This is a genomic window from Streptomyces sp. NPDC055632 (assembly GCF_053618675.1).
Genome location: NZ_JBSHHY010000052.1, coordinates 24325 through 36780 on the forward strand (window position 1 = coordinate 24325; position 12456 = coordinate 36780).

The following is a 12456-nucleotide window of genomic DNA, read 5'->3' on the forward strand; positions in this document are numbered from 1 at the left end:
GCAGTCAGGAGATCGCCGTGCCCCGCAACCGGCTCGCACCCGGTGTCGAAGTCGTCGCCGTACCCGGACGGGGCCTCGCCGTCCGCACGGCCGAGGGAGAGTTCCTCACCGTCAGGACACGGCACGCGGACGAGAACGCCCTGCTCTCCCTGCTCTCGGGCGCTCCCGGGGCCCCGGCGGACGAGGAACTGCGGCGCGTGGTCCGGGGCTTCGAGGAGGCCGGCTACCTGGCGGACGCGGCACGGCCCCCGCGGTGGCCCGCCGCACGCCGTGACGTCCGGCTCCTCGGCGACCCGGCACTGACCGGCCCGCTGGCCGCCCACCTGACCGCCCTGGGGGCCGCTCCTCGGGCGACGCCCCTCACCCCTCGCACGACATCCGCCGCGCCCGCCGTGTCTGCCGCGCCCACCGCGAGCGCCGCATCGCCGCCGGGAACGGAGGAGTTGCTCGAAGGGAACCCCGCCGCCGTCGTGTGGTGCCTCGACGGCCCCGTGCCCGACGGGCTGTGGGACGCCGCCGACCGGCTTCCCGAGCACGGGACCGCCTGGCTCCGCTGCCACCGCGAGGGCCGGCAGGCGTACGTCGAACCCCTCGCCGCCGCCCCCGGAGACGTCACGGCGGCGCACGTCCGGGCCCGCCGGCTCGCCGCCACCCCGGCCCACCGCGAACTGGCCGCCTACTGGAGCGGACCCCGCACGTCCGGCGAACCGGTCCCGCTCACCGTCCCCGCCGCCGCGCTGCTTGCGGCCCTCCTCGCCGACGACCTCGCCCGGTGGGCCACCGGAGCCCCGGACGAGACGGGCGCATCGGGCGTTCCGGCGCGGCGCCGGCTCCGGCAGGTGGATCTGCGCACGCTGACCGTCACCGAACACCCCGTCCTCCCGGTGCCCGCCGTCGCACCGACGCCCGCCGTCGTGCCGGTGCCCGCCGTCGTACCGACGCCCGCTGCCGTACCGGTGCCCGCCGTCGTACCCGTGCCCACCGTCGTGCCGATACCGAAGAAGGACGGATGACGACCGTCCGGGCGCACGTCGACGGCCTCGCCACGGACGTGCGGCTCCCCGAAGGCCCCGGACCCTTCCCCGCCGTCCTCGTCCGCACCCCCTACGACCGCACCCGGCACCGGGCCGAGGCGCACGGCTGGGCCCGCCGGGGCTTCGCCGCCGTCGTCCAGGACGTACGGGGCCGGTTCGCCTCGGCGGGGGAGTGGCGCCCGTACGAGAACGAGACCGCCGACGGGACGGCGACGGCGCGGTGGATCCGGCGGCAGCCGTGGAACGACGGACGGTACGTCGCCGTCGGCAGCTCCTACGGCGCCCACTGCGCCCTCGTCCTCGCCCTCGAAGCGGACCCGGAGGCGCGGCCGGACGCCGTCGTCGCGGCCGTGCCCGCGCTCGGCGCCGCCGAGACGGCGCGCGAGCCCTCGGGGACGGAGAGGCTGCTGTCCCGCGCCGGGTGGTGGGCCGCCCACGGCGACCGGCGCGACTCCGACGAGGGCGCGCTGGGCGCGGCCCTGGCGGCCGACCCCGGGCTGCTCGCCCACCTGCCGCTCACCGGCCTCCCCGAGCGGCTGGGCCGGAGCCTGCCCTCCTGGGCGGGGCTGTGGCGGCACCACGAGCGCGGCCGCCTCGCGGCGCGGGCCGTGGACGCCGGCATGCCCCTGCTCGCGGTCGGCGGGCACCACGACCACTTCACCGAGGACACCGTCGCCCTGTGGCGCGCCTGGGGCGGGCCCTCGGCCCGCCTGCTCCTCGGCCCCTGGGGCCACGGCCTGACCTCCGTGCCCGGCCCCGACGCCGGTCCCGCCCACCGGGTGAACCTCGGCGACCTGTACGTGCGCTGGGCCCGCCGCGCCCTGACCGGCGGGCTCGCCCCCGGCCGCCGCGGCGCGCTGGCGCTGGGCGGGGGCGACCTGTGGCTGCCCGCGGACACGGAGGGCGAACCGCGTACGTACGGCCTGCGGCTGTTGCGCGGCTCCGTCTTCACCGCCGACCCCGACCGCCCCGCACGCTCCGACGACCTCGGGGTGCCCGCCGACGGGGAACCCGACCGCTGCCTGCTGGCCACTTCGCCACTGCCGCGCCCGCTCGACGCCGTGGGGCCCGTACGGGTGCGACTGCGGGCCACCGCCGACACCCCGTCCGCCGACTGGATCGCCCGGCTCGTCGCCCTCGCCCCGGAAGGGACCGCCGAACGGCTCGCCGTCGGCGTCCTGCGCCGCGAGCGACGAGCGGACCGGGCGGACCGGGCGGACCGGGCGGACCGGGCGGAGGAGTTCACCATCGACCTCGGCCGGATCGCGCGCCGGCTGCGCGCCGGCGTGCGGCTGCGCCTGGAGATCGCCGGACACCACTTCCCCGCGCACGCCCGCAACCCCCACACCGGCGACGACCCGGTCACGGCCCGCCGACTGCTCCCCTCCCGGCGGGAGGTCGACCCCGAGGGCGTGACGCTGACCCTGCACGTCCTCGCCTCCCGCCCCACCCCCACCGACCCCTTCCAGGAGATCCCGCGATGACGGCGCTGCCGCTGGACACACTCGTCGACCCCCTCTGCGGCATCGTCCGCAAGGTCAAGCCCGTCGAGCACCCCCCGGGCACCCCGCCCCGCTACACCGCGCTCACCGCCGAGGTGTCCGACGCCCGCAGACTCGGCCTGTGGCCGGCCGACCGGGTCTCCCTCGGCACCACCTTCGGCGACCCCGAACAGGCCCGTATCGCGGCGATGGCCGAGGGCGTGGAGCGGTACTGCGGCAACCGCGTGCCCCCGCCCGGCCACCCCGACGCACCCCTGCGCGCCACCGCCGCCGAACTGACCGGGAAGGGCCTGCGGCTCTACGGCCCCGGCGACCTGCCCGCCTACGCGCCGTGGCAGTACGCCCGGGAGAAGTTCCCGTACCGCCCCCTCACCGCCGACACCCCGTCCCTGTGGACGCGCGGCACCGAACTGCTGCCCGACGGGCGTACGGCGGAGGTCTGGGCACCCGTCGCCCTCACCCACCTCAACTGGCGCCAGGGCGACCTGCGCGCACTGCCCCGCACCCACCACCTCAACTACGCGGGCATCGCCACCGGGCAGGGCTTCGACGACGCCGTCGAACGCGGCCTCCTGGAGACCGTCGAGCGCGACGCCCTGGAACTGTGGTGGCACCTCGACGGACCGGCCCGCGGCGTCGACCCGGCCAGCGTGCCCGGCCTCATGGACGACCTGGCCGGATCCGCGCTCGACGTCCACCTCGTCGAGATGCCCTCGGAGTTCGCCCCGTGCATGGCCGCCCTCGTCCACGACCCGCGCCTCGGCCTGTACGCGGCCGGGTTCGCCTGCAAGTACGACCCGGCCGAGGCCGCCCGCAAGGCGGTCCTCGAAGCCGTCCACACCTGGGTCTTCACCCAGGGCCTGACCGGCCCCGACGGCTGGGTCTTCCAGGCCGTCGAGGCCGGTCTGCTGGCCCGCGGGCTCTATCTGGACCACCGCGCCGACGGCCGGTACCTGGACGCGTGCGGCGAGCGGTTCGAGCACGTGCGGGACCTGGGCGCGCACGTGCAGGTGTGGCTGGACGAGCGGATGGCGGGCGAGGCACGGCGGTTCACCGAACCCGCCCTCGGGACCGTCTCCGTCGACGCCGTCGAGCCCGGCGGCCGCGAACGGCTGGACGCCGCGCTGCGCGCGGGCGGCCACCGCCTCATGACGTTCGACCTGACCACGGAGGACGTGGCCGAGACGTCCCTGCGGGTGGCCCGGGTCCTCGTCTCCGGCCTCCTCCCCAACGCCCCCGCCGCCTTCGGCTACTTCGGCTGCCCGCGCCTCGCCGAAACGGCCGTCCGACGCGGCTGGCGCACGACCGCACCGGAAGCGCCCGAGGACTTCACCCTCGCGCCTCCGCCGCACATGTGAGGAACACCGTGGAACGCCTTCGCGCAGACCGCCCGGTGGGCGGGGAGCATCCGTGCGGCGACCGCCCGACGGGTGGGGAGCACCCCTGTGCCGACCACCTCGTGGAGAGGGAGCACCTTCGCGCCGGCCGCCCGGTGGGCGGTGAACACCCCTGTGCCGGCCGCCTCCCGGAGGGGGAGTGCCTCCGCGCCGGCCGTCCGGTGGACGGGGTACGCCCCCGTGCCGACGCCGCCCATCCGGCCGACGGGCAGCACTCCGGTGCGGGGCGCCCCGAGGACCTCGCCGCCGAACTGGCCCTCGCCCGCTCCTCCCTGGCCCCCGGCCCCGACACGCCCGCCGGTCCGGCCGTTCCCGCCTGGCCGGGGCCACCGTGCCCGATTCCGGCCCCCGGCCCGGCGGAACTCGACCTGGGAACCCTGCTGCGCCTCTCCCTGGCGGCCTCGGACGCCTCCGGGCGGCTGCGCCCGGCCGCCTCCGCCGGCGCGCTGCACCCGGTGGACACCGAACTCGTCGTGGGCGCCGGCTGCTCCCTGCCGCCCGGCCGCTACGGCTACGACCCGCTGCGCCACCGCGTCCACCGCCTCGGCCGGCAGCCCGACGGCACGCCGCCGGGCGTGACCGCCGAACTCTCCGTCACCGCCCGGCGCACCGCCTCCCACTACGGCCACCGCGCCCGGCCGCTCCTGCTCCTCGACACCGGGCACGCCGCCGCCGCGCTGTTCCTCGCGGCCCGCGCGACGGGCGCGGGGGAGCCCGAACCCGTCCTGGACGGAGCCGCCGGGCACCCGTTGGCGGCCGTACGCATCGCCCCGCCCGGCCCGGCCGGTTCCTCGTCCTCCCGGCCGCCGACGCGCACACCCACCCCCGGAGAACTGCTGGCCCGCCGCAGCGCCCCGCCGCCGCTGGCAGGGCCCCCGCCCCCGGACGCGCTGCGGGCGGTCCTCGCCACCGCGGCCGCCGCGGGCGGCGACGACCTGCGGTGGTGCGCCGCCGTGGGCCCGCCGGAGCCCGGCCTCGTGGAGCCGGCCCCCGACGGCACGACGCCGCGCCGGTGCGCGGCGGGCGAGGCCCGCCCGACGCTCGCGGCCTGGGCGGCGGGCCAGGCGTGGATCGCCGACGCGGGCGCCGTCCTGCTCGCCCACGGCTGCCCCGAGGACGCCGACGCGCCGCACATCCGCCGCACCCACCTGCGGGCCGGGTTCGCCGTCCACCTCGCCCACCTCACCGCCCGACAGCACGGCCTGGCCGCCCGGCCCGTGGGCTCCTGGCAGCGGGCGGACCTCGGCGCCGCGCTCGGCGCCGCCCCCGGCCGGGACTGGATCGTCCACGCCCTGGCCCTGGGGGGTGTCCGGCACATGCCCGCGGCGACGCGGCGCCCGGCACGCACTCCCCCGTAGCCCTCCGGGCACGGGGGCGCCCCCGGCCGCGTCGCCGAACCGCCCACGCGGCTCCGCCACGAGGGCACTCCGGAGCCTCGCGACCGCGCGCACCGGCCGCCGCTCCTTCTCCCGCGCTCCTGTGCCGGACACCCCCTACGCACCCGTCACGCCGACGAGGAGAACACCCCGTGACCGTCCACCCCGAACTGCGCCGCGCCGCCCGGCGCGCACGCTGCTCCCTGCTCGCCGCCACCCTCCTGCTGGGCGCCGTCGCCCTCACCCACCTCGCCCAGGCGGCCCTGCTCGCCCTCGCCCTCGCCGACCTGGCCCACGGCCGCGCGGAACGGCTCCCCTGGCTGCTCGCCGCGGTGCTCGCCGCCGTCGCCGCCCGCGCCGGGCTCGGCACGTGGCAGCGGAGCACCGCCACCCGCGCCGGAGCGCGGGTCAGGGTGGCGCTGCGGGACGAACTCCTCGACCGCCTGGGACGCCTGGGGCCCGCCCATCTGACCACCGCGCGCGCCGGAGCCGTCCGTACGACCCTCGTCGACGGGGTGGAGGGCGTCGACGCCTACGTCTCGCGCTACCTGCCCCAGCTCCTCGTCACCCTGACCGTGCCGCCCCTGGTGCTCGCCGTCCTGGCCGTCGTGGAACCACCGGCGCTGCTCGGCCTGGTCCCCGCCCTGCTGCTCGCCCTGTGCGGCCCGCGCGCCTGGGACCGCCTCCTGGCCGCCCGGGGCAAGGAGCACTGGGACACGTACGAGGGACTGGGCGCCGACTACCTGGAAGCCCTGCAGGGCATGCCGGCGCTGCGCGCCGCCGGCGCGGTCGGCCGCACCCGTGCCCGCCTGGAGGAGCGCTCGGCGGCCCTGCACCGGGCGACCGTCGCCAAACTCCGCGTCTCCCTGGCCGACACCGGCATCACGGACCTCGCGATCCAGGGCGGCACCGCCGCCGCGGCGCTCCTCGCCTGCCACGCGGCCCTCGGCGGGTCCACCACGGCGACCGGCACCTACCTGGTGCTGCTGCTCGCCTCCGAGTGCTTCCGGCCGGTCCGCGACCTGGCCCGCGAGTGGCACGCCGGCTACCTCGGGGCGTCGGCGGCGGACGGGATCGCGGCACTGCGCACCGCCGAGCCGGGCGTCCGGGACACCGGGACGGCCCCCGCGGACTGGCCGGCGCCCCCGGAGCTGCGCTTCGAGGACGTCCGGTTCACCTACGGCGGCGCGACGGCGCCCGCCCTCCACGGCGTCTCCTTCACCGCACCGGCGGGACGCACCACCGCGATCGTCGGCCCGTCCGGGGCGGGCAAGTCCACCCTCCTCGCGCTGCTCCTGCGCCACCACGACCCGGACGGGGGCCGCGTCACCCTCGGCGGGCGCCCCGCCGCCGAGTACTCCCTCGACGCGCTCCGGCGGGGCGTCGCCGTGGTGTCGCAGGAGACGTACCTCTTCCACGCCACCATCGCCGACAACCTGCGCACGGCCCGCCCCGGCGCCACGGACGACGAGCTGGCGGCGGCGGCGCGCACCGCCGGCGTCCACGACGAGATCGCCGCCCTCCCCGACGGCTACGCCACCGTCCTCGGCGAACGCGGCGCCACCCTCTCCGGCGGACAGCGACAGCGGCTCGCGCTCGCCCGGGCCCTGCTCGCGGACGCCCCGGTCCTCGTCCTCGACGAGGCGACCAGCTCGGTCGACGAACGCCGGGAGGCCGGCATCGTCCGCGAACTCCTCGACGCCGCCGGCGACCGCACCGTCCTGGTCGTCGCCCACCGGCTCGCCGCCGTCCGCCACGCCGACCGGATCGTCGTCCTCGACGCGGGACGGGTGGACGCCGTCGGCGACCACACCGGACTGGTCGAGGCCGGCGGCGTCTACACGCGACTCGTCGAGGCCGGCCGCACCCACCGAGGAGAACTCGCCGCATGAGCAGCACCACGGAAACCGCCACCGCCACCGGAACCACCGCCGCCGGACCCGTCACCAACGGAACCACCACCACCGAGACCCCTGTGGCCGGGGCCCCCACCAACGGAACCGCTCCCACCCCCGAGGCGGACGTACCCGCCCCGGGGTCCCTCCGCGCCCTCCTCCCCGCCCTCGCCGGGCACCGCGCCATGACCGCCCGCACCTGCGCCGCCGCCCTGCTCGAACAGGGCTCCCTCGTCGCCCTCGTGACGCTCGCGGCGCACACCGTGGGAACGGCCGTCATCGGGGCGGAGGCCCCGTCGCCCGGCACCGTCGCCGTGCTCGTCGCCCTGGTCCTCGTACGGGCCCTGGCGACCTGGCGCGAGATGGACCTCTCGCACGACCTGGCCTACCGGGTCCTCGCCGCCCTGCGCGTACGCGTCTTCGACGGGCTCGCCCGCAGCGCGCCCGCCCGCGTCGCCGGCCGGCGCAGCGGGGACCTCGCGGCCACCGCCATGGCCGACGTGGAGGCGCTGGAGTTCTTCTACGCCCACACCACCGCCCAGCTCCTGGCGGCGGGGACGGTCCTCACCGGCGGCACGGCGGTCCTTGCCGCAGTCGAGCCGTGGCTCCTCGCGGCCGTGCTGCCGGTCGCGGCCCTGCTTGCCGCGGCCCCCTTCGCCGAGGCGCGCGGGAGCGCGGCGCGCGGTGCCCGCACCCGGGCGGCCCTCGCCGAGCTGTCGGCCGACACGGTGGAGACCGTCGACGGACTGCGCGAACTGCTCGCCTTCGGTGCGCTCCCCGGGCGGCGCCGCCGGCTGGCGGAGGGCGGGCGGCGGGTGGGCGACGCCCAGCGCGCCGAGGCCGCGTGGGAGGCCGGTGCCGCCGCGGTCCGCGACCTCCTCGTCGTGGCGGCGGTCCTCGGCGTGGTCGCCGTGGCGGCGCAGTCCGTGGCCTCGGGACGGCTGCACGGCGCGTGGGCCCCGGCGGCGACGGCGCTCTCCCTGGCCGTCCTCGGCCCCGTCGCGGAATCGGCCCGTTCGCTGAGCCGGGCCGTGTCCCTGCGCGCCGCCGCCGCCCGCGTCGGAGCGGCGGTCGAGGCCCCCGCGCTCGCCCCGCCGCCCGCCGTGCCCCGCCCGCTCCCTCCCGGGCCGTTGGGCGTCCGGCTGCGCGGAGTGCGGTTCGACTACGGCGGCGGCCCCGTCCTCGACGGCGTCGAGCTGACCGTCCGCGCGGGGCAGACGCTCGCCCTGGTCGGTGCCTCGGGCGCCGGGAAGTCGACCTGCGCCCACCTCCTGGCCCGCTTCTGGGACCCCTCCGCGGGAGAGGTGCAGCTGATACCGGCCGACGGGGACGCCGTCGACCTGCGCGAGCTGGCCGACGCCGAGCTCCGGCGCGCCGTCGCGCTGGTCGGCCAGGAGGCGCCCCTCTTCCACGGCACCCTCGCCGAGAACCTGCGGCTCGCCGCCCCCGAGGCCGACGAGGACCTCCTCGCCGAGACGGCCCGCCTGTGCGGCGTCGACCGGATCGCGCCGCTGGACACCCCGGTCGGCGAGCGGGGCGCCACCCTCTCCGGGGGCCAGCGGGCCCGCGTCGCCCTCGCCCGGGCGCTCCTGGCCCGGCCGCGCGTCCTGGTCCTGGACGAGTCCACCGCCCACCTGGACAACGCGAGCGACGCCCGGATCGCGGCCGCGCTCCACCGGGAGGGGCGCACCACCGTCGTCATCGCCCACCGCCGCGCCACCATCCGCAGGGCCGACCGCATCGCCGTCCTGGAGGCCGGGCGCATCGCCGAGGAGGGCACCTGGGAGGAGCTCGTCGCCCGCCCCGACGGCGCCCTCCACCGCAGCCTCGCCCGCCTGCCCTCCTGAGGAGGACCGCACCTCGGGCGCGCCGCGGGCCGTGCGGCACACGGGACGCGCGGGCATGATCCCGGGCGGCGGTGGGGAGGCTCCCCTTCCGGCATCCGGATGCGCGTGTCCGGCGTACGGGCGTTCGGTTAACCTGGCTGTTCCGGGGAGCCCGGCCCGGCGCCGGGCCCGGACCCCGGGCCGCCACGGCGGGAACGCGGGAGACGGAACGGGCAGAGGCGGACCTCAGGTGAGAAGCGGAGACCGGGCGTGCGCCCGTCGCGGGCACGCCGGGACGGACCCTTCGGAACGACCGGCGGAGCACGCCCGCCCCAGGGCCTGTCCGGCGGACCGGGGTCGTACGGGTCCCGGCTCGGCGTCCGGGAAGGGACGCCGTGGATAAGATCGCGCTCACGGCCGGCGCCCTGTACGTCATCGTCCTCCTGCGCGCCGGAGGCACCTTCGCCGTCGGGTGGCTCGCCGGCGCCGGTGCCCGGCGCAGCAGGCTCGCCGGGCGGATCTCCTCGGCCAAGTTCCTGCGCGCGGAGCGGGCGATCCAGCGCTGGGGCGCTCCGGTGGTGGCCGTCTCCTTCCTGACCGTCGGCTTCCAGACCGCCGCCAACTTCCTCGCGGGCAGCATGCGCATGCCCCTGCCGCGCTACCTCCCCGCGCTGTTCGTCGGGGGAGCGGCCTGGGCCCTGATCTACGCGACCGCCGGGCTCGGGGTGCTCGAAGTGCTGGCGAGGCTGTTCGCCGAGCGGCCGGCCCTCGGGGTGGCCGCGGTCGTCGCCCTCCTCCTCGCGGCGTGCGGCGCGGTGCTGTACCGCAGGCGCCGCGCCGCCGCCCGGGCCACCGACGAGGCCGCGCCCGAAGGAGCCTGAGCCCGGAACCGCCCGTACCGCCGGACGTCGACGTCCCCCTCGTTGATCTCCCCCCGTTGATACGGGCCCCGGCCACGGCATAGCCTCGTGGAATGGTGCACAGCGAGGCCCGCGACGTCGACGGGTACATGAGCGGGCTGTCCGGGGAGCGCGCGGCCGCGCTGGCCGAGGTGCGGCGGCTGTGCCTCGAAGAGCTGACGGGCTTCGACGAGGTCATGGCGTACGGGATGCCCGCGTACGAGCGGGACGGCGTCTGCGAGATCGCGTTCGCCGCCCAGAAGCAGTACCTCTCCTTCTACCTGATGCGCGGCGACGTCCGCGAGGCCTTCGAGGAGCGGCTGGCCGGCCAGGACATGGGCAAGGGCTGCCTGCGGTTCCGCAAGCCGGAGAGCGTCGACCACGCCCTGCTGCGGGACCTGCTCAGGGCCACCGCGGCCCGGCCCGGCGAGAGCCGCTGACACCACCCGGCACCCGTGCCACCGGGCACCCGCCCGGCCGCCCCGCTTGATCGTCCCGGGGCGGGGTAGCGAAGGGGCATGGCCACCGACAACGCATCCCCCTCCGAGAGCGGCTACGCACAGCCCGAGATCGACGTCCGGGCGCTGGCCGAGGCGCTCGACGGCGAGTACGCCGGGATCCGCGACCTCGTCCGGACCAACCTGGTGACCCACGCCTCCGTCCTCGACGACGCCGACGAGCTCGGCACCGACGCGTTCCGCGAACGGGTGCGCGAGATCGTGGTCGAGATGGCGGCGACGGGACAGACCGGCATGGGCTTCCCGGCCGAGTACGGCGGGGGAGGAGACGTCGGGGCCTCGATCGCCGCGTTCGAGACGCTGGCCTTCGGCGACCTGTCGGTCCTGGTGAAGAGCGGTGTGCAGTTCGGGCTCTTCGGCGGCGCGATCCTGCACCTGGGCACCGAGCGCCACCACGAGGCCTACCTGCCGGACCTGATCGCCGGGCGGCTCATGGGGTCCTTCGCGATGACGGAGAGCGGACACGGCTCCAACGTCCAGGCGCTCGGCACCGTCGCCAGGTACGACGCCGCGACCCGGGAGTTCGTCATCACCACCCCCGACGACGGGGCGCGCAAGGACTACATCGGCAACGCGGCCCGCCACGCCGAACTGGCCGTCGTCTTCGCCCAGCTGGAGGTGGGCGGCACGTCCGAGGGCGTGCACGCGTTCGTCGTGCCCGTCCGGGTGGGCGGCGAGACCGCGCCCGGCGTCCGCATCGAGGACGACGGACACAAGATGGGCCTCAACGGCGTCGACAACGGCCGCATCTGGTTCGACAACGTGCGGGTGCCGCGCGAGGCGCTGCTCGACCGGTTCGCCGACGTCACCCCCGAAGGCGTCTACACCAGCCCGATCGAGAACCCGAACCGGCGCTTCTTCACCATGCTCGGCACCCTGGTCCAGGGCCGGGTCAGCATCGGCGGCGCCGGAGTCGGCATCGCCAAGGTCGCCCTGGCGATCGCCGTGAAGTACTCCGTACGGCGCAGGCAGTTCGAGGCGTCGCCGGGCTCGGAGGAGCAGCTCCTCCTCGACTACGGACTCCACCAGCGCCGGCTGCTGCCGCTCGTCGCGCGCACGTACGCGCTGCACTTCGCGCAGGACGTCGTCCGCGCACAGCTCCACGACGTCTTCTCCGGCACCGGGGACGACCCGCAGGCGCGCCGCCGCCTGGAATCGCGGGCCGCCGGCACCAAGGCGCTCGGCACCTGGCACGCCACCCGGACCGTCCAGGAGTGCCGCGAGGCGTGCGGCGGCGCCGGCTACCTCGCCGTCAACCGGTTCGCCGCCCTCAAGGCCGACAGCGACGTCTTCACCACCTTCGAGGGCGACAACCACGTCCTGCTCCAGCTCGTGGCCAAGGGCCTGCTCACCGACCACGCGAGCGAGTTCGAGGACCTCGACCAGCTCGGCATGGTCCGCTACGTCACCGGCCTCGCCGTCGAGACGGTGATGGAGCGGACCTCGGCCCACAAACTGCTCGAACGGGTCCGCGACCTGCTGCCCGGCGGCGACGAGTGGGACCGGGAGGCCGGACTGCTCGACCCGGAGTACCAGCTCGCGATGGTCCGCTACCGCGAGGAGCACATGCTCGCCGGCGTGGCCCGGCGGCTCAAGCACGGCATCGACCGGAAGCAGGACCCCGGCGCCGTCTTCTCGCAGGTCCAGGACCACGTCATCGCGCTCGCCCACGCGCACGTCGAACGCCTCGTCCTCGAAGCGTTCGTCGACGGGGTGCGGGCGATGCCCGAGGGCGGCAACAAGGACGCGCTCGGCCTGCTGTGCGACCTGTTCGCCCTCTCGACGATCGAGGCGGACCGGGCCTGGTTCATGGAGCACGGCCGGCTCACCGTCCAGCGCTCCAAGGCGATCACCCGCGAGGTGAACGACCTCTGCCGCAAGGTCCGCCCCCTCGCGGTCGACCTCGTCGACGCCTGGCGCGTCCCCCCGGAGATGCTGCGCGCGCCGCCGAGCTGGTCTTCACCGCCCGGCGGGTGGAGGCGGCCGAGGCGCGCGAGCTGGGCCTGGTC

At 77.2% G+C, this 12456-nt stretch carries 9 protein-coding genes; all 9 read left to right on the top strand.

Annotated features, from left to right (window positions below):
* The first annotated feature begins 17 nt into the window (after positions 1–17).
* Positions 18–1013: a hypothetical protein gene (locus ACWGSR_RS34945; RefSeq protein ID WP_453572908.1), complete on the top strand. Its 996-nt coding sequence runs from the start codon at positions 18–20 to the stop codon at positions 1011–1013.
* Complete coding sequence (locus ACWGSR_RS34950) at positions 1010–2518, top strand: CocE/NonD family hydrolase (protein ID WP_453572911.1); 1509 nt, start codon at positions 1010–1012, stop codon at positions 2516–2518. Before ACWGSR_RS34945 ends, ACWGSR_RS34950 begins: the two co-directional genes overlap by 4 nt.
* The gene (locus ACWGSR_RS34955; protein ID WP_453572913.1) at positions 2515–3894 is read left to right on the top strand and encodes a YcaO-like family protein; all 1380 of its coding nucleotides are present in this window, start codon (positions 2515–2517) and stop codon (positions 3892–3894) included. Before ACWGSR_RS34950 ends, ACWGSR_RS34955 begins: the two co-directional genes overlap by 4 nt.
* A 200-nt stretch (positions 3895–4094) precedes the next feature.
* The gene (locus ACWGSR_RS34960; RefSeq protein ID WP_453572916.1) at positions 4095–5291 is read left to right on the top strand and encodes a SagB/ThcOx family dehydrogenase; all 1197 of its coding nucleotides are present in this window, start codon (positions 4095–4097) and stop codon (positions 5289–5291) included.
* Between the two features lie 170 nt (positions 5292–5461).
* A complete protein-coding gene (locus tag ACWGSR_RS34965) occupies positions 5462–7201 on the top strand; it encodes an ABC transporter ATP-binding protein/permease (RefSeq protein ID WP_453572918.1) in 1740 nt (579 codons plus the stop codon).
* Entirely contained in the window at positions 7198–9051 is a 1854-nt protein-coding gene (locus ACWGSR_RS34970; protein WP_453572921.1) for an ABC transporter ATP-binding protein, read from the top strand. Before ACWGSR_RS34965 ends, ACWGSR_RS34970 begins: the two co-directional genes overlap by 4 nt.
* 374 nt (positions 9052–9425) lie before the next feature.
* On the top strand, positions 9426–9911 hold the full coding sequence (locus ACWGSR_RS34975) for a DedA family protein (RefSeq protein WP_453572924.1): 486 nt from the start codon (positions 9426–9428) through the stop codon (positions 9909–9911).
* A gap of 92 nt (positions 9912–10003) precedes the next feature.
* A complete protein-coding gene (locus ACWGSR_RS34980; RefSeq protein ID WP_376241991.1) occupies positions 10004–10369 on the top strand; it encodes an iron chaperone in 366 nt (121 codons plus the stop codon).
* Positions 10370–10447: 78 nt separating this feature from the next.
* Positions 10448–12456: acyl-CoA dehydrogenase family protein (locus ACWGSR_RS34985; protein WP_453572928.1), on the top strand; the 2009-nt coding region annotated here is incomplete at its 3' end.

Coding starts and splice junctions, on each gene's coding strand:
- ACWGSR_RS34980 (WP_376241991.1), top strand. CDS start 10,004: ATGGTGCACAGCGAGGCCCGCGACGTCGACGGGTACATGAGCGGGCTG.
- ACWGSR_RS34950 (WP_453572911.1), top strand. CDS start 1,010: ATGACGACCGTCCGGGCGCACGTCGACGGCCTCGCCACGGACGTGCGG.
- ACWGSR_RS34970 (WP_453572921.1), top strand. CDS start 7,198: ATGAGCAGCACCACGGAAACCGCCACCGCCACCGGAACCACCGCCGCC.
- ACWGSR_RS34955 (WP_453572913.1), top strand. CDS start 2,515: ATGACGGCGCTGCCGCTGGACACACTCGTCGACCCCCTCTGCGGCATC.